Annotated in this window: 16 protein-coding genes; 10 read left to right on the plus strand and 6 right to left on the minus strand. The window is 72.7% G+C overall.

The features are described 5' to 3' along the window. Positions 1 to 11 precede the first annotated feature (11 nt). From IW249_RS19120 to IW249_RS19140, 5 genes are all read left to right on the plus strand, one after another. Positions 12 to 1,115, plus strand: coding sequence for a substrate-binding domain-containing protein (locus tag IW249_RS19120; protein ID WP_196922008.1), 1,104 nt, complete (start codon positions 12 to 14; stop codon positions 1,113 to 1,115). Between the two features lie 112 nt (positions 1,116 to 1,227). After that, on the plus strand, positions 1,228 to 2,490 hold the full coding sequence (locus IW249_RS19125; protein ID WP_196922009.1) for an ROK family transcriptional regulator: 1,263 nt from the start codon (positions 1,228 to 1,230) through the stop codon (positions 2,488 to 2,490). Between the two features lie 147 nt (positions 2,491 to 2,637). Continuing rightward, positions 2,638 to 3,606, plus strand: coding sequence for an ATP-binding cassette domain-containing protein (locus IW249_RS19130; protein ID WP_196922010.1), 969 nt, complete (start codon positions 2,638 to 2,640; stop codon positions 3,604 to 3,606). Beyond that, entirely contained in the window at positions 3,603 to 4,433 is an 831-nt protein-coding gene (locus IW249_RS19135) for an ABC transporter permease (RefSeq protein ID WP_196922011.1), read from the plus strand. The genes IW249_RS19130 and IW249_RS19135 overlap by 4 nt, the downstream gene beginning before the upstream one ends. Before the next feature lie 70 nt (positions 4,434 to 4,503). After that, entirely contained in the window at positions 4,504 to 5,592 is a 1,089-nt protein-coding gene (locus tag IW249_RS19140; RefSeq protein ID WP_196922012.1) for a DNA glycosylase AlkZ-like family protein, read from the plus strand. 48 nt (positions 5,593 to 5,640) lie between these two features. On the opposite strand, the gene IW249_RS19145 is transcribed toward IW249_RS19140, so the two are convergent. From IW249_RS19145 to IW249_RS19155, 3 genes are all read right to left on the minus strand, one after another. Further along, the gene (locus tag IW249_RS19145; RefSeq protein WP_196922013.1) at positions 5,641 to 6,630 is read right to left on the minus strand and encodes an ABC-2 membrane transporter-related protein; all 990 of its coding nucleotides are present in this window, start codon (positions 6,628 to 6,630) and stop codon (positions 5,641 to 5,643) included. Beyond that, complete coding sequence (locus IW249_RS19150) at positions 6,627 to 7,517, minus strand: ABC transporter ATP-binding protein (protein WP_196922014.1); 891 nt, start codon at positions 7,515 to 7,517, stop codon at positions 6,627 to 6,629. The genes IW249_RS19145 and IW249_RS19150 overlap by 4 nt, the downstream gene beginning before the upstream one ends. An 85-nt stretch (positions 7,518 to 7,602) precedes the next feature. Then, positions 7,603 to 8,010, minus strand: a complete 408-nt coding sequence (locus IW249_RS19155; protein ID WP_196922015.1) for a GntR family transcriptional regulator — start codon at positions 8,008 to 8,010, stop codon at positions 7,603 to 7,605. Between the two features lie 250 nt (positions 8,011 to 8,260). Between IW249_RS19155 and IW249_RS19160 the strand changes: the two genes are divergently transcribed. Further along, positions 8,261 to 9,529 (plus strand): Nramp family divalent metal transporter, encoded by a 1,269-nt coding sequence (locus tag IW249_RS19160; RefSeq protein WP_231392574.1) that lies wholly within the window; start codon positions 8,261 to 8,263, stop codon positions 9,527 to 9,529. A 190-nt stretch (positions 9,530 to 9,719) separates the two neighbouring features. Here the strand turns inward: IW249_RS19160 and IW249_RS19165 are convergent, their stop codons facing one another. From IW249_RS19165 to IW249_RS19175, 3 genes are all read right to left on the minus strand, one after another. Next, positions 9,720 to 9,992 carry an Rv3202a family protein gene (locus tag IW249_RS19165; RefSeq protein ID WP_196922016.1) on the minus strand — a complete coding sequence of 91 codons (273 nt, stop codon included), beginning with the start codon at positions 9,990 to 9,992 and terminating at the stop codon, positions 9,720 to 9,722. Positions 9,993 to 10,166: 174 nt separating this feature from the next. After that, a complete protein-coding gene (locus IW249_RS19170) occupies positions 10,167 to 12,470 on the minus strand; it encodes a M64 family metallopeptidase (RefSeq protein ID WP_196922017.1) in 2,304 nt (767 codons plus the stop codon). A 131-nt stretch (positions 12,471 to 12,601) separates the two neighbouring features. Next, entirely contained in the window at positions 12,602 to 13,567 is a 966-nt protein-coding gene (locus IW249_RS19175) for a hypothetical protein (protein WP_196922018.1), read from the minus strand. Positions 13,568 to 13,712: 145 nt separating this feature from the next. Between IW249_RS19175 and IW249_RS19180 the strand changes: the two genes are divergently transcribed. From IW249_RS19180 to IW249_RS19195, 4 genes are all read left to right on the plus strand, one after another. Further along, positions 13,713 to 14,825 carry an NHL repeat-containing protein gene (locus tag IW249_RS19180; RefSeq protein WP_231392576.1) on the plus strand — a complete coding sequence of 371 codons (1,113 nt, stop codon included), beginning with the start codon at positions 13,713 to 13,715 and terminating at the stop codon, positions 14,823 to 14,825. 29 nt (positions 14,826 to 14,854) lie between these two features. Continuing rightward, positions 14,855 to 15,904, plus strand: a complete 1,050-nt coding sequence (locus IW249_RS19185; RefSeq protein ID WP_196922019.1) for an NAD(P)H-dependent flavin oxidoreductase — start codon at positions 14,855 to 14,857, stop codon at positions 15,902 to 15,904. 68 nt (positions 15,905 to 15,972) lie between these two features. Further along, a complete protein-coding gene (locus IW249_RS19190; RefSeq protein ID WP_196922020.1) occupies positions 15,973 to 17,067 on the plus strand; it encodes a cellulose binding domain-containing protein in 1,095 nt (364 codons plus the stop codon). A gap of 13 nt (positions 17,068 to 17,080) precedes the next feature. Next, entirely contained in the window at positions 17,081 to 17,716 is a 636-nt protein-coding gene (locus IW249_RS19195; RefSeq protein WP_196922021.1) for a CG0192-related protein, read from the plus strand. The last annotated feature ends 2 nt before the right edge of the window (positions 17,717 to 17,718 follow it).

The following is a 17,718-nucleotide window of genomic DNA, read 5'->3' on the forward strand; positions in this document are numbered from 1 at the left end:
AAGTCCTCACCATGCGTAAATTCTTCGGCACTTCGGTGGTGGCCATCAGCGCCGCTGCCATGCTGGCCCTCGCCGGCTGCGGTTCCGGCCGCGACGGCGACAGCGGCTCCAGCGGCGAGGCCGCCAAGGGCTTCCCGGCGAACTCGCTGATCGGCGTGGCCCTGCCGGCCAAGACCTCGGAGAACTGGGTCCTCGCCGGTGACCTGTTCAGCAACGGCCTCAAGGAGGCCGGCTTCCAGGGTGACGTGCAGTACGCCGGCGCGTCGACCACTGTCGCCGACCAGCAGGCTCAGATCACCGCCATGGTCACCAAGGGCGCCAAGGTCATCGTCATCGGCGCGACCGACGCCGCGCAGCTGTCGACCCAGGTCGCGGCGGCCCACACGGCCGGCGTGAAGGTCATCGCCTACGACCGGCTCATCACGAACACCCCGGACCTCGACTACTACGTCGCGTTCGACAACTTCAAGGTCGGCCAGCTCCAGGGCCAGGCCCTGCTGGACGGCATGAAGGCCAAGAAGCCGAACGGCCCGTACAACATCGAGCTGTTCTCCGGCTCGCCGGACGACAACAACGCCGGTGTCTTCTTCAACGGCGCGATGGACGTGCTCAAGCCGGAGATCGACAAGGGCAACGTGGTCGTCGCCTCGGGTCAGAAGGACGTCAAGCAGACCGCCATCCAGGGCTGGAAGGCCGAGGGTGCGCAGGCCCGCATGGACCAGCTGCTGACCTCGACCTACGGCAACAAGGAGCTGGACGGCGTCCTCTCCCCGAACGACACGCTGGCCCGCGCCATCCTGACCTCGGTCAAGGGTGCTGGCAAGCCGACCCCGGTCGTCACCGGTCAGGACTCCGAGGTCGAGTCGGTCAAGTCGATCGTCAAGGGCGAGCAGTACATGACGATCAACAAGGACACGCGGAACCTGGTCAAGGAGACCATCAACATGGTCAAGGCTCTCCAGGCCGGCGACAAGCCGCAGGTGAACGACACCAAGTCCTACAACAACGGCAGCAAGGTCGTCGACACGTACCTGCTCCCGCCGGTCGCCGTCACCAAGGCGAACGCGGCTGAGGCGTACGCCAACGACCCGAAGCTCGCGCCGCTCACCAAGTAATCACCGCACGGTAGGTAGTAACGCCGATGGGTCCCGGGTCTCCTCTACCGGGACCCATCGTCGTCCCTGCACCCCCGCACCAACCGGCCTCGACCCGGAAGGAGGTCTGACCGTGGCGATACCAGTACGGGCCAGGCCAGCCGGCGTCGGCCGCAACGCCGAGTCCCCGCTGCCGTCGGTCCCCGGCGCCAGCCAGGAGGAGATCCGGCGGCAGAACCTCGGCGCTGTGCTGCGCTACGTCCACCTGCACGGACCGACGTCCCGGGCCGAGCTGACGAGCCGGCTCGGCCTCAACCGAAGCACCATCGGTGCCCTCGCGGCCGACCTGGTCACCAGCGGCCTGGTCACCGAGGAGGCACCGACCACCGCCCGCCGCGCCGGCCGCCCCTCACTGGTGGTCAGCCCCCGCTCCGACCGGGTCTACGCCCACGCGTTGAGCATCGACGCGGACCGGCTGCGTGCCGCCCGGGTCGGCCTCGGCGGGCAGATCCTCGACCTGCGGGAGATCCCCCGACCCAGCGGCATGTCGGCGATCGACGCCGTCGGACCCCTCGCCGACCTGGTCCGCGACATGGAACGCACGGTGGCCGGCGACGCGCTGCTGGTCGGCGGCGCCGCCGCGGTCACCGACACCACCCGTGACCCGGACGGCAGGATCCGGATCGCCAGCATCGACGAGACGTTCGGCGCAGCGCTGGAGGCGGAGTTCAGCTCCGGCCCCGGTTTCGTGGCCGGTGACCTGGCCGACATCGCCGGTCTGGCCGAGCACGTCCGGGGCGTCGCGGTCGGCATCGACGACGTCATCTACCTGCACGGCGACCTGGGCATCAGCGCCGGCATCATCGTCGGTGGCCGACTGGTGATCGGCCACCGGGGTCACAGCGGCAAGGTCGGCCACATGGTCGTCAACCCCAACGGCCTGCCCTGCGGCTGCGGTTCACGCGGCTGTTGGGAGACCGAGATCTCCGAAGCCGCGCTGTTGCGGCACGCCGGCCGTGACCCGAGCGACCGCGCGGCGGTGGCCGAGGTCCTGCGCGCGGCGGAGAACGGCGACCCGACCGCCCGCGCGGCGGTCGAGCAGGTGGCGGACTGGCTCGGCTTCGGCGTGGCGAACCTGGTCAACGTGGTCAACCCGGACGCCGTGGTGTTCGGCGGCTCGTTGCGCGACATCTTCACCGCCGGGGCGGACCTGGTTCGGGACCGGCTGGACACCATGCCACTGCCCGCCTCCCGCGAGCACCTGCGGTTGCGCGCGGCGGCACTCGGCCGCGACGCCGTCCTGATCGGTGCCGCCGAGTTGGCATTCGACAAACTCCTGGCCGACCCGCTGAACGTCGGCGTCGCGGGCCAGGTCGGGACCAACGAGCCCGGCTAGTCGCGACCACCCCATGCCCGCCGGTTCCTGCGGGCTCCCACTCTGAACTCCCTCGGTGTGCTGGTGGGCGCCGACGACCCACCATTCCCGTACCGCCTACCGTATGTTGTACGGTAGCGCCGTTGGCAACGTCGGGGAGGGAGCGCTGTGACGACAAGAGGCAACGCGATAGCGGCGGAAGGGCTGCGTAAGCGGTATCGGGACCGCTACGCGCTGGACGGCTTCGACCTGCGGGTGCCGCAGGGAACGGTGTGCGGCCTGCTCGGCCCGAACGGCGCCGGCAAGACCACAGCGGTACGGATCCTGTCCACCCTGCTGCGGCTGGACGAGGGTCGTGCCGAGGTCGCCGGGTTCGACGTGACCCGCCAGCCCGACCAGGTGCGCTACCGCATCGGGCTGGTGGGGCAGCATCCCGCGCTCGACGAGGCGCTGAGCGGTCGGCAGAACCTGGTGCTCTTCGGTCGGCTGTTCCACCTCGGTCGCCGCCGCGCCCAACAGCGGGCTGTCGAGCTGCTGGAACGTTTTGGTCTCGTCGACGCCGCCGAGCAGCCGGTCAGCACGTACTCAGGAGGGATGCGCCGACGGCTCGACCTGGCGGCCGGCATGATCCTGGCCCCCGCGGTCCTCTTCCTCGACGAGCCCACCACAGGGCTCGACCCGCGCGGGCGCAACGAGGTGTGGGAGTCGGTCCGGGAGTTGGTGCGCACCGGCACCACAGTGCTGCTCACCACCCAGCAACTGGACGAGGCCGACCAACTCGCCGACCGGATCTCGGTGGTCGAGGCCGGCCGGGTGATCGCCGAGGGGACGCCGGACGACCTGAAGACCCGGCTCGGCGGCGACCGGATCGAGGTGGTCGTCGCGGCACCCACCGACCTCGCCGCCGCCGTCGCCGAGGTACGCCGGGCGGCCGACGACGAACCGACTGTCGACGTGGACCGGCGGATGGTGAGCGTCCGGGTCGGTCACCAGGCCGGTGCGCTCGTCGACGTGTTGCGGGCGCTCGACGCCGTCAACGTCCCGGTGGCGGACGTCGCGCTGCGCCGACCGACCCTGGACGACGTGTTCCTGCACCTCACCGGCCGCCGGGCAGCAACCGCCGAGGTGTCGGCATGAGCGCGGTGAGCATGCCGGCACCGGCGGTGGACCTGACGCCCGGCCGGCCCGCCCTGCTGGCCGACAGCGGCACCCTGATCTGGCGCAACCTGGCCCGGTGGCGACGCGATCCCGGCCCGCTGATCGCCTCGCTCGGCTTCAACATCCTGATCGTGCTGATGTTCGCCTACCTGTTCGGCGGCGCGTTGCAGGTGCCCGGCGGTGGCAGCTATCGCGAGTTCCTGATGCCCGGCATGTTCGTGATGACCATGGTCTTCGGCATCAGCCTCACCACGATGGCCGTCGCCGAGGACCTGGAGCGCGGGGTGACCGACCGGCTCCGATCGATGCCCGTCTCCCCGCTGGCGCCGCTGGCGGCCCGGGCGGTGGCCGACATGCTGTTCGCGCTGGTCACCCTCGGAGTCCTGCTGCTGACCGGTCTGGCGATCGGGTGGCGGGCGCACGGCGGGGCCGGCGCCACGCTGGCGGCGGTGGGGTTGATCCTGCTGCTGCGCTTCGCCCTGATCTGGGTCGGCATCTTCCTCGGACTGGTCACCCGTGGGCAGACGGCCGTGGTGGCCGTGCAGACCCTGGAGTTTCCGCTCGGCTTCCTCTCCAACGCGTTCGTCGCACCGTCCACCATGCCCGCCTGGCTCGGTGCGGTGGCCGCGTGGAACCCGCTGTCGGCGACCGTCGGCGCCACCCGCGAGCTGTTCGGCAACCCCGGTTGGGGCGGTGACTCCTGGGCGGCGCAGCACTACCCGTGGCTGGCGGTGCTCTGGCCGCTCGTCCTGGTCGCGGTCTTCCTGCCGCTCTCGGTCGCGCGGTACCGGCGGCTGGCCGGCTGAGCCCGGCCGGCCGAGGAATCCGACTCTCTGGGCCCGGTCGATGTCGGTGAGCGCCGTTAGGCTCGCCGGCGTGGACGTGCACCGAATCGATCGGGCCCAGGCGCGGCGGATCGCCATCCGGGCCCAACTGTTGGCCGATCCGCGCCCGGCCGACCTGCTGACAGTGGTCCGCCAGCTGACCCTGGTGCAGATCGACCCGACCGCCGCCGTCGCACCCAGCGCCGACCTGGTCTGCTGGAGCAGGCTCGGCCCGTCGTACCAGCCTGCGCAGATGCGGGAGGCCCTCGAACGGGGCCGGACGCTCTTCGAGCACCAGGCGATGGTGCGACCGATGGACGACCTGGGGCTCTTCCTCGCGGCGATGGCGGCGTCGCCCGGTCATGAGCGCCACCGCGAGTGGCTGCGCGCCAACGACTCGTTCCGACGCGACGTGCTCGACCTGCTCGGCCGCTCCGGTCCGCTGCTCTCCCGCGACATCCCGGACACGAGCGTCGTGCCCTGGCCGTCGTCGGGCTGGACCAACAACCGCAACGTCACCCAGATGCTGGAGTTCCTGGTCCTGCGCGGCGAGGTCGCGATCGCCGGCCGCCAGGGCCGACAGCGGCTCTGGGACGTGGCCGAGCGGGTCTACCCGGCCGACGTGCCCGTCGTCGAGCTGGAGCAGGCGCGTCTGCTGCGCAACGAGCGACGGCTGCGGGCGCTGGGCATCGCACGGGCGAAGGCGGTGGTGGTCCCCGGCGAGCCGGCCGAGGTCGGCGCCGCCGGCGAGCCGGCGATCATCGAGGGCGTCGCGGGGGAGTGGCGGGTGGACCCGGCCGCGCTCGGGCAGCCCTTCACCGGGCGTACGGCGCTGTTGTCGCCGTTCGACCGGCTGGTGCACGACCGGGTCCGCCTCGCCGACCTCTTCGAGTACGAGTACGTGCTGGAGATGTACAAGCCCAGGGCGAATCGACGGTGGGGTTACTTCGCGCTGCCGATCCTGCACGGCGATCGGCTGGTCGGAAAGGTGGACGCCACGGCCGAGCGCCGGCGTGGCACGCTCACCGTGCACGCCATCCACGAGGACGTGCCCTTCAGCCCCGAGGTGACCCGGGCCGTGCACGAGGAGTTGCACGACCTGGCGTCCTGGCTGTCGCTGACCGTCGGGGGCCTGCGCTGACGGGTGCTCGCCGAGGCCCCCGCTCCCCGACGAGCACCCGTCGCCCAGCTACGCGATCCGGCGGACCCGGCGGATGGCCAGGTAGAGCAGCAGCACGGCCAGGGCGACGAAGATGCCCGTCTCGATGCTCTGGAACAGCCAGAACCGGTCCGCCGGCTGGTAGAGCTGCCAGTTGTACGCGCCCGGTTCGAGGCCCAACTCGGCGCCGCAGACCCGACCGTCCGGCCCCTTCCCGCCCGGCGGGCACTGGATCCGGGTGTCCTCCGCGATCATCGTCCCGTCCGGGTTGCGCACGCCCTGGGTGAGGATCCAGTCCCCCCGGCTGACCTCCGGTGGCCCTTCCCCCTCGATGGGGAAGGTCTGGGTGCGGGCCGGCTGGTAGTGCGGTCGGGCCAGGATCTCCACCGCCGCCCGTACGCCGATGAAACCGGCGAGGGTGATGCCCATGGCGGGCAGCATCCGCTTCCACATCGTGCCGGCGAAGACGCCGAGCGCGACGGCGAAGAGGGTGTAGCCGATCGGCGCGATGCCCTGCAGGTCGAAGACGATCATGCCGAGCCGGCCCTCGTAGGCGGCCTGGGTGAGCGGGTCGACCCACCACGACATGCCCAGCCCGTAGACCGCCGCGAGGACCACGACGGCAGCGCCCACCAGCCCGAACTTCACGAGGGCCCATCGGGTCCGGCCGACGCCCTGGGTCCAGACGAACCGGTGCGTGCCGTGCTCCACCTCGCGGGCGACCAGTGGTGCACCCCAGAACAGGCCGACCAGCGCCGGCAGGGTGATCAGCAGTACGGCCACCAGGTTCAGGCTGCTGTACTGGTTGCCGAAGCGGCGGAAACCCGCGTCGCAGGCATCCCTGGTCGCCGCCGGCACATTGGTGTCCGCGAGCTGGCGTGCGCAGTCCGCCAGCCCGAGGTCGGAGAAGGTGTGGCGCATCGCCAGGCCGATGGGCACCAGCAGGGTGGCAAGCGCCGCGAGCGCCAGCAGTGTGTAGAACGCCTGCTTGCGGTGTTGCCGCCAGGTCAACCAGATCATGCTGCTACCCCCCACTCGCTGTGACTGGTCTGCGTGGTGCCATCGGCCAGGTAGGCCAGCACCACGTCCTCCAGGCTGACCTCGCGGACCGTCCACGCCGGATCGGTGACCGGCCCGTCGGTGCGGACGAGCAGTGTGGACTGCCGGTCGGTGTGGCTGGCCCGGACCACTGCGGCGACGCCCCCGATGACGCCGCCGTCGTGCCGCGGCCCGACGAGCTGCCGGTGCGAGGTGACCAGGTCGTCGACAGCGCCGGTGAGCTGCACCTGAGAGGCGTTCAGCACGATCAGGTAGTCGCAGACGCGTTCCAGGTCGGCCAGCAGGTGCGAGGAGAGCAGGACTGTGGTGCCCGACTCCGCGACGCTGCCCATCAGTGACTGGAGGAACTCCCGGCGAGCCAGCGGGTCGAGGCTGGCGACCGGTTCGTCGAGCAGCAGCAGCCGGGGCTGCTTGGCCAGTGCCAGGGCCAGCGCGACCTGGGCCCGTTGCCCGCCGGAGAGCTTGCCGACCGGCTTGTCCGGTGGAATGCCGAGCTGCGCCAACCGGGTACGGGCCAGCGCCGCGTCCCACCGCTTGTTCAGCTTGCCGCCGGCGATGACCAACTCGGCCGCCGTGAAGTCCCGGTACAGCGGGGTGTCCTGGGCGACGAAACCGATGTCGGCAAGGCCCTCCGTGTCGCCGTACGGGGACCGACCGAACACCCGGACCGTGCCCGCGTCGGGCTTGAGCAGCCCGACGGCCAGGTGCAAGAGCGTGCTCTTGCCCGCGCCGTTCGGCCCGACCAAGGCGGCGATCCGGCCGGCCGGCAGATGCAGCGAGCAGTCCCGCAATGCCCAGGTGCTGCCGTACCGCTTGCCGAGCCGGTCTGCTTCCAAGACCATGTCCATCCCTTGTCCTCTCGTTCCGTTCACGCCGCCGCTCCGCTGTGGCGCGAGCGCTGGCGGTGCCTGATGGTTCGTTCGCTCTGCTCGCTCACGCGGGCTCCTTCTGCGGGGCGTCGTCGGCGAGGGTGGCGCGCAGCGTCGTCTCCACCAGGGCGATGACGTCCTCGGCCGTGAGGCCGGCCGTTTGCGCCCGGTGCAGCCACTCGACCAGGTCGTCGCGCAGCTCGGCCTGGTTGGGCAGGGACGCGCCGGCCAGGGTGCGCTGGACGAACGTGCCCACCCCTGGTCGGCCGCCGACCAGACCCTCGATCTCCAACTCCCGGTACGCCTTCAGCACCGTGTTCGGGTTGATCGCCAGGGATTGCGCGACGTCCCGGACCTTCGGCAACTGGTCGCCCGGCGTCAGCAGGCCAACCCGCAGCGCCTGTTTCACCTGCTGCACGAGCTGCATGTAGGTGTTCACCTTCGACCGGCTGTCCAGTACGAACTCGATCACTCCCGATGATCCTTCCTGTTGTCCTACGACAGTAGGACTAATAGACAGCTTCATCGGTGACCCACCGGCTGTCAAGCCCGCCGCGGCAGGTTCCGTCCCGGCGCGGCGCGTCTCGTCCGGCACGCCGGGTGCTGCCCCGGCTCGGCGCGGCGGCCGAGCCCGGTGGCACCGGCAGGCCAGGGGTTGGCACCCAAGGGTCAGCCCGACGGGAAGGGCCCGGAGGCGATCCGCGTGGACGGGGAGGTGTTCGATGGTCACCAACGAACTGACGACGTCGAGGGCGACTCCACTACAGGCCGCTCGCGCCCGGGGCCGCGTACGCGGGCGGTTGATCCTGCTCGGCCCGGCGTTCGTCGCCGCCGTCGCCTACGTCGACCCCGGCAACTTCGCCACCAACTCCGCCGCCGGCGCCCGCTACGGTTATCTGCTGGTCTGGGTCGTGGTGGTGGCCAACCTGATGGCGATGTTGGTGCAGACGCTCACCGCGAAGCTGGGTCTTGCCACCGGGCGCAGCCTGCCCGAGCTGTGCCGGGAACGCCTACCGCGACCGGTGAACCGGGTGATGTGGGTGCAGGCCGAGTTGGTGGCCATGGCCACCGACCTGGCCGAGGTGATCGGTGGCGCTGTCGCCCTGTACCTGCTCTTCGGCATCCCCCTGCTGCCCGGCGGAATCATCATCGGCACTGCCGCGTTCGCCGTGCTCGCGCTGCGCTCGCGGGGATACCGCGCCTTCGAGGTCGTCATCGCCGTCCTGCTCGGGGTGATCGTGCTGGCCTTCGCCGCCAACCTGCTCGCCTCCGGCTCCGACCCCGCCTCGGCCATGGCCGGTCTGGTGCCCCGCCTACAGGGCACCGACAGCGTGCTGTTGGCCGCCGGCATCCTCGGCGCGACAGTCATGCCGCACGTCATCTACGTGCACTCCGCGCTCACCCGCGACCGCATCCCCGCCGCCGACGACACCGAGCGCCGGACCCTGTTCCGTGGCCAGCGCACCGACGTGCTGCTCGCCCTGAGCGCGGCCGGCGCGGTCAACCTCGCCATGCTGCTGATCGCCGCGGCCAGCTTCCGGGGCGGCGGCCCTGGTGGCGCGGACAGCCTGGAGGGGGTGCACGCCGGGCTCGGCCAGACCATCGGAACCGCCGCCGCGTTCGGGTTCGCCGTAGCGCTGCTGGTCTCCGGGCTCGCCTCGACCAGCGTCGGTACCTACGCCGGAGAGGTCATCATGCAGGGCTTCCTGCGGCGGCGGGTACCGCTGCTGCTGCGTCGCCTGGTCACCCTGCTGCCCGCGCTGGTAGTGCTCGGCATCGGCCTCGACCCGACCCGGGCGCTCGTGCTGTCCCAGGTCATCCTCAGTTTCGGCATCCCGTTCGCGCTGATCCCGGTGGTCGCCTTCACCCGCCGGCGCGACCTGATGGGCAACCTGGTCAACCACCCGCTCACCACCGCCGCCGCGTCCCTGGTGGCCGTGCTGGTGGTCGCGCTCAACGCGTTCCTCCTCTGGCAGGTCGTCGCCGGCTGAGCCGGCCGGTCGGCGTCGCCGGCTGAGCCGGCCGGTCGGCGTCGCCGGCTGAGCTGGCTGGCTGCCTGGGGCCAGGCATCCCCACGAGCGTGATGCCTGTGAGTCATATTGATGACTCACAGGCATCAGGCGTTGGGGAGCATGTCGGGCCGGACCGCCGTGCGCGGCCAGGCCGGCGGGGCGGTCGTGGTCAGGTGCGACGCCCCTCGTCGCGGGCCGGGATCTCCTGGCGCTGTTCGAGGGCGTCGGCCGGGTTGGCGTCGGCTGGCAGCGACGTCACCTCCTCGAGGGTGCCCGCGGGGAGGGCGCCCTGCTCGGCCAGGTCGGCCTCGGACGCCTCCGGGTCCACGTCACCCGACACCCGGTCCGGCGGCCCGACGTCGAACGCGTCCTGTCGTTGCTCAAGGGCATCCGCCTCCGGCGGAGGGAAGGTGCCGCCCTGTTCGTCCCGGTATGTGCTCATCGGAGCCTCCCACCCGGCGGGTGTCGACATGCCGCCGGGCCGCTGCCTACCCGCCAGCGCCGCACTCAGGCCGGCACGCCGGTCGAGATCTGGGCAGTTTCCCCGATGGTGCTGCCTCCCCAGCGGCGGAAGCGGCACCATCCCGGTAGTTGCGCGGATCTGGAGGGTCTGGCGTCACGCCCGGCGGCAGTGGCCCGCGGTCGGCTTCCGTACCGTGGTGGGTGCTCCCAGGTCGACCGGGGCCGAACCGCCCGAGCAGGTCAGCGCGCCCACCTGGCCGCCGGCCAGAACGGGCGCCGACGCGGTGCCGGTCAGCGCCAGCCGCCCGGCCACCCGCGTCCCGACCAGCGTGACGTGGCCGGTGATGCCGGTCAGGGTCATCGAGCCGCGTACCTCGGTGTTCAGCACCTCGACGGCGGCGGCGCGGGACGCCGTCAGGTTTCCGGCGATCGAGGAGCCCTGGGCGACCAGTGTGGCACCGGGTGCGACGGTGACCGTGCCGGTCACGGTGGCCGCGCGCAGGCAGGTGACACCGGCGGCGACGGTCAGCGGGCCGGCGTGTCGGCCGGTGACCACTGTGGTGCAGGCCGGTGGTGGCGGGATCAGCGTGGCCACGAACCCGCGAGCCGGCCCGATGTTGCCGACGGCGTCGATGCCCCGGTACTCGATGCGGTGCCGGCCGTACCCGGGGGACCGCTCAGCGAACGGGGACACGGACAGGCCGCCCGAGCCGAGGTTGCCGTAGACCAGGCCGTCCACGTCGGTGCCGGTGGCGGTGAACAGGAACGGCGACCGGGCGTCGGTGGGCCAGCCGTAGTAGTTGTGCCACCCGTCGCCGTCGAGCCGGAACTCCGAGGTGACCTGGCCGGTGCCGTCGTCGGTGCCAGTCAGCCCCATGGTGAACGGGCCGTTGTACACGTACTCGGTGGGTCGGCCGGGCCGGGTGACGGTGAGCAGCGGCTCGGAGAGCTCGTACGCGACCTGGGGCCGCGTCGCGTCGACAGTCCAGGTGCGGGTCACCGCCTTCCCGGTGCCCGGGTTGCTGACCCGGGCGGTCAGCCGGTGGGTGCCCCGCGACAGCCGCAGGGCGCCCAGGTCCACGTCCCGGTCGGTGCCGGTGTCGGCCACCGGCCGGCCGTCGAGCGTCCAGCGCACGCGCGGCGCCCGATCGGTGGGTTGGCTGGTCCGCACGTACACCACGTCGTGCGCGCCGACCGCCCGGTCGGTCGCGGTGGACGCCGTGATCGCCAGCGGCGACTCCACCGCAGGGGTACGCAGCGAGGTGTCCACGGTCCAGGTGCGGGTCTGGGTCAACGCGGGAGAACTGCGGACCGCCGGGTCCCGGACGAACTCCGTCGGGTCGGTCACCGTGGCGGTGACCGTGTGCCGACCCGGGGAGAGCCGTAGATTCCGCAGGTCCAGGTGGCGGGCGTTGCCGGTACGCGGCACCGCCCTGCCGTCCACCGACCACGTCACGGTCAGCGTGTGGCTCACCGGGTGCAGGGTGTCCACCCAGAGCAGTCGGTCCGCCCCGACCGCCGCACCGGTGGCCGTGCCGCCCTGCACGATGCCGACCCGACCGGCGATCCGCTCGGTCATCCGCTCCCGGCCGACCTGATCGAAGTAGAAGCCCAGCGACTTCATCATCGAGTGCCGGCTCGGTCGCCACACCCCGCGTTGGAGGTACAGGCCACCCTGGTAGCGGCCGATCGTCCCGCCCGACTCGCTCGGCTCACCCAGCCAGCGCCACCACTTGGCGCGGGTCTCGCGCATCTGCCGCTCGGTCAGCACCGTGTGGTGCACCGAGTCCGGTTCCGGCCCGCTGTAGGTGTCGCCCGGCACTCCCCGGCCGTAGTAGTCGTACTCGTCCTGCAGGCCACCGAGGGAGTGCCCCAGCTCGTGTGGACTGATCAGCGCGGAGAGCGCGTTGCCGCCGGAGGCGGTGGCGTTGCTGCCGCCGGCCCCACCGTAGGTGCCGCTGTTGGCCAGCGCGATCAGCTGCCGGTTGCCGGGGTTGGTGCCGACGGCCAGGTCGGCGTACGCGTTCGCGGCGGTGCCGTCGACAGTGAGCAGGCGTTGCACGCTCGCCGGGTTGCAACCACCCCAGAAGCCCATGCCGAGCGCCGTGTCACGCCGCGGCGCGGACAGGCCGGGGTCGCAGTCCACCCCGGACTCGGCCGAGACGATCTCCACGGCGTAGACGTTGAAGTAGCTGCGGTAGGACTTGAACGGCTCGATCGTCCACAGGGTGTTGAGGTGCCGGTCCACGTGTGCTCGGAAGGTGGGCAGGTCGGCCTCGGTGTAACCGTCGCCCAGCAGCACCAGGTTGAACCGCGTGGCCGGGTCACCGGTGACCTGGATCGGCACCACTGTGCCGCTGGCCGCCGGGGACGCGGCCGGTGTGGCGGCGGCCGGTGTGCCGACCGTCAGCCCCGCCGCGACGAGCGCCGCGACGCACAACCCCGCTCTGATCCGCACGCTGCGCCCCTCCCCTGTGCCGGTCGGTCTGGCGGCGCCGGGTCCGGCGGGGGCGCCGTCGTACGGGCCTGCCGTGACCGTGGACATCTCGGACCGTACCGGTCTCCGGACCGACAGGTAACCCTCGGCGGTCAGTCGGTCGTCGCCTCGGATGTGGCGCCCCGGCGGGTAGCGGCGGCCAGTCCCAGCGCCAGCAGCACGCACACCGCACCGACCACGAAGAGGAGCGAGGCGGCCGGCTGGCCCAGCCACTCCCAGTACGGGTGCCAGGCCGGGTGCGGCTCGCCGAGGTGGTGGTGCAGCAGCGGCGGTGCGACCAGCAACACCGGCAGCCACCACAGCACCACGGCCACCCCGGCCAGGACGTTCACAGTGCCGCGTCGACGGCGTCCCTCGGTGCGTCGACTGGCCCAGCCGAAGACCAGCCAACCGGCCACCGCGCCCAGCGCCGTGCCGAGCACTCCGGCGGGGACCACAAGGGGCGGCGGCGCGCGGTGCAGCTCGACCGAGAGGTAGCTGGCGTCGACTGCTGTCTGCGAGGAGATCGAGGCGTTCAGGATGGTGTCGCCGCGGCGGGCGGTCACTGCGGTGTCGGTGACCTCCTGCGGGGTGGCGCACGTCTTGTCCGCGCAGCTGACCCGGTCGGACGCCTGCGGCTCGTACACCCGCCAGCCGGCACCGGTCAGGCGCTCCCGGGCCACCGTGACGATCTGCGCGGCGGGCACCGGCGGCGCGCCGAGGGCGCTGGCGCCGGTGGCGCTCTCCTGATACTCGCCGCCGTCACCGAACAGCAGGGTCTTGACGGTCCCCAGGCGCAGCGCGTGCCCGTAGACGACGAAGAGCGCCGGCGGGGTGTCGATCTCGCCGAGGTCGTGGCCGGGGAAGACCTCGGTCAGGACGGCGGCGGCCTCGGCCCGGTCGGGTTGCGGTCGGGACGTCTCCCAGGCGGCCCGGCTCGCCAGGGCGCCGGTGAAGAGGCCGCAGATGAGCGCGGCGAGTGGCACCCAGGCGATGGCGGCGCCACCGGCGGGGCGGCCGAGGCGGCGCAGCAGCCGCGGCCCGAACGGACTGGTCGGCGCGGTGTCGCTCACGGACATGGCCAACCTCCGGCTTGAGAATCAGGCCGAGCGACAGTACATCGACCAGGGGTCCGGGCGCGTCCCCCCGATGACGGCCGCCGGTGGTCGGGATCGGCCAGGATAGGCGGGTGGCCGGTCACGGCCGCGACGAGGAGGGTGGGCGATGCGGGTACGCGGACGGTTGACCTGGGGGCGGCGTGCTCGCGCGGGTGCGGTGCTGACCGCGGTGCTCGCGGGCGTGCTGCCGCCGGCCGTGGTGCTGGCGCCGGGCGCCGCCACGGCGGGCGCGGCGGCGGGGACGCCGGTCTGCCAGGTGCGCGACGACCGGCTCCGTGAGATCTCCGGCATGGTCGCCACCGACGACGGGTACGTGGTGATCAACGACGGGGCCGACGACGAGGCCCGCCGGCGGATCTTCTACCTCAACCAGCGTTGCGCGGTGACGCGAACCGTCTCCTTTCCGTCCCGCCCCCGCGACACCGAGGACCTGGCCATCGGCCGGGACGGCACCGTCTGGGTCGCCGACATCGGCGACAACGACCGCTCCCGGCCGACGGTGGGCGTGTGGCGGCTCGCGCCGGGGGCGAAGCGGCCGGTGCTGCACCGGATGAGCTACCCGGACCGTCCGCACGACGCCGAGGCGCTGCTGCTCGACGGGTCCGGTCGACCACTGATCGTCACCAAGGGCGGCAGCGGCACCGTCTTCCTGTACGCGCCGGCCACCGCGTTGCGGCCGGACGCGACGACGCCGCTGACCGCGCTCGGCCAGGTGACAGTGCCGTCGACCACGACCAGCAACCCGTTCTCGTTCCTGGGGCGCGGGGTGATCACCGGTGCGGCGAGCGCGCCCGAGGGACGGCGGGTGGTGCTGCGCAGCTACGCCGACGCCTTCGAGTACGACGTACCCGACGGCGACGTGGTCCGCGCGTTGACCACCGGCACCCCGCGGATCACCCCGCTGCCGGACGAGCCCCAGGGCGAGTCGATCACCTACAGTCGGGACGGCCGGTCGTTGCTCACGGTCTCCGAGTCCGCCGGTCAACCAGCCGGCACCCGCTCGACGATCCTGCGCTACCCGGCGACCGCCAGCGCTGCCACTGCCGCGCCCTCCACAGAGTCCGTCGACCCGGTGGCGCCCACTGCGGTCCGTCCGGCCGCCGGGGAGGTCGGCGGAGGGGGTGGGCGGACCTGGCCGCTGGCCCTCGGCGCGGGGACACTGCTGATCCTGCTCGGGTTGGCCGCCGCGCTCTGGTGGAGGCACACCGCGCGCCAGTGAGTGGGCCGGGCCTGCGGCAGGATGGGGGGATGTCCGTCCTGTCCACGTTGCGCCACCCGATCGTCGCCGCCCCGATGGCTGGTGGCCCGTCCACGCCCGCGCTGGTGGCCGCCGTCTCCGCAGCGGGTGGGCTGGGCTTCCTCGCCGCCGGGATGATCGACACCGGTCGGCTGGTCGCCGACGTCGCCGAGGCCCGCGCGCGTACCGATCGGCCGTTCGGCGTCAACGTCTTCCTGCCCGACCCCGGCGGCGTCGACGAGGCCGCCATTCGGGCGTACGCCGAACGGCTCGCCCCGCAGGCAGCGCAGCGCGGGGTGAGCCTGGGCGATCCGGTGGGCGGCGACGACGCGTACCCGGAGAAGCTGGCCGCGCTGCTCGCGGACCCGGTCCCGGTCGTGTCCTTCGTGTTCGGGCTGCCCGACCGGGCGGCGGTGACCGCCCTGCGCGAGCGGGGCACCGAGGTGTGGGCCACCGTGACCCGTCCGGACGCCGCGGCCACCGCCGCCGACCTGGGGGTGGACGCGGTGGTGGTACAGGGCACCGAGGCCGGTGGGCATCGCGGCGGCCTACCGGACGACGACGACTACGGGTTGCTGCCGCTGCTCCGGCTGACCGCCGCCCGCTGTGACCGGCCGTTGGTGGCCGCGGGTGGCCTCGTCGACGGCCCCTCGGTGGCCGCCGTGCTGGCCGCCGGCGCCGCCGCCGCGCAACTCGGCACGGCCTTCCTGCGCTGCCCGGAGGCGGGCAGCTCGCCGATGCACCGGGCGGCGGTGGCCAGTGCCACGCCGACCGCGTTGACCCGGTCCTACACCGGTAAGCGGGCCCGTGGCGTGGCGAACGACTTCCTGCGCCAGCACGACGCGGTGGCACCGCGCGGTTACCCCCAGGTGCTGCACCTGACGCGTCCACTGCTCGCTGCCGCCCGGAGCGACGGGGACGCGTCGGTGGCCAACCTGTGGGCCGGGCAGGCGCACCCGCTGGTCCGGGACCTGCCGGCGGCGCAGGTGGTGGCCGAGGTGAGTGTCGGCGCCCAGGCCGCGCTGGCCACAGTGGTCGAGCGGTCCCGCCGCTGGGGCTGACCAGGACGCCGGTAACCGGCTCGGGCGGGCGGGGACAGGCCGGGCGGGCAACCCGTTAGAGTCTCGCCGTGATCGAGATCGGTGCGCAGGTCGACCTGTCCCACCCGGCTGAGCGGGTCTGGCGCGCCCTGACCGATCGGGAGTTGCTCGGCCGGTGGTTCGCCGAGGCCGAGACTGTCGAGGGCGTAGCGGACCGGATGCTGCTGCACACCGCCGGCCTGCCCGGCTTCGAGGCCAACGTCGAGGTCGAGGTGACCGAGCGGCAGGAGCCGGACCTCCTCGTGCTGGCCTGCGACGAGGCCGGCCGGCTCAGCGAGCTGACCTGCGCGGTCACTGTCACGAAGCAGGGCTGCCGGCTGGAGCTACGGGAGGTCAGCACGCACGGCGCGTGGTCCGCCGAGCAGCACGACCCCCGGGAGCAACAGCTCCGGCAGGCGCTGACCGTGCGGCTGCCGGCCATCCTCGACTGGCTCGCCTTCCAGCAGGTCGACCTGCGCCGCGCCGACGGTGGGATGACCGCGGAACTGCCGCTGATCGGCGTACGCGGCAAGGCCGGCCGCAACCCTCGTCGGCGTCGCACGCTGGTCGCCGTGGTCGCCGGGGCCGTGCTGGTGGCGGGGACGGCGGCATGGGTGACGTTGCCACCCGACGCGAAGCCCGCCGCCGCGCCCGCGCCGACGGCCACCGCGTCACCGACAGTGACGGCCGACAGGGCCGCAGTGGCGCCCACCGCGACCCTCTCGGCGCGCCCTTCGCGGACCACCGCGTCGGCGACCACCCGCCCGAGCCGGACCCCGTCGGCGAAGCCCTCGCGGACACCCGCGTCGGCCGCCCCGCCTCCGCCATCGGCGCCGTCCATCACGGCCCGCTACGAGACCGAATCCGACCGACTGTTCGGCTACACGGGCGAGATCGTCGTCGGCAACCCCGGCGGCGCGCCGGTGACGGACTGGGCCGTGGTGGTCACCCTCGCCGAAGGCACCACCGTCGACGACGTCGACGGCGCGAACTGGCGACAGGACGGACGGGCGATCACCTTCACCGGCGGCGCCGTGGCGGCCGGGGGATCCCGGACGATCAGCTTCGACGTCCGCGACAGCCGGCCGAAGGCCCGGGAACCGGAGAGCTGCACGATCGGCGGGCAACAGTGCGCGGGGCTCTGACTAGGCTGCGGTCATGGCACTGCTGCACAGGGCGACCCTGCACCCCACGAAACTGGACCTGCTGACCACCTGGCTGCCCAACCGACAGTGGTTCGCCGGGCCGGCCGGCGTCGAGTTGGTGAGCCGAGGCGCCTACCGCTTCGACGACCCGGCCGGCGAGGTCGGCATCGAGACGATGCTGGTCGGTGCCGCCGACGGTCCGGTCCACCATGTCCCGCTCACCTACCGTGCCGCGCCCCTCGACGGTGCGGACGGGTGGCTGGTCGGCACCACCGAGCACTCGGTGCTCGGCCGGCGCTGGGTGTACGACGGCTGCGTCGACCCGGTGTACGCCGCCGCGCTCGCCCACGCGACCCTCACCGGCAGCGGCCAGGCGGAGGAGTACTTCGAGGTCGACGGCCGGCGCGAGGTGCGTGAACCGACGGTGACGGTCGTCGTCGACGGCGCCGCCGACGCCCAGGTGCCGGCCGTGGGCGCGGTGCGACGGGTGGTCGACGAGGACCGCACGCTCATCGACACCGACACCGTCGAGCTGGTCGTCGTGCGCAGGCCCGGGGCCGGGGCCGACGGGCCGGCCGGGGGCACGCTGAGCGGCAGATGGCACGGTCAGTCCACTACCGTGCCGCTGGCGTACGTCAGAACGCGCTGAAC

Source organism: Micromonospora vinacea, from assembly GCF_015751785.1.
Classification (GTDB): Bacteria; Actinomycetota; Actinomycetes; order Mycobacteriales; family Micromonosporaceae; genus Micromonospora; species Micromonospora vinacea.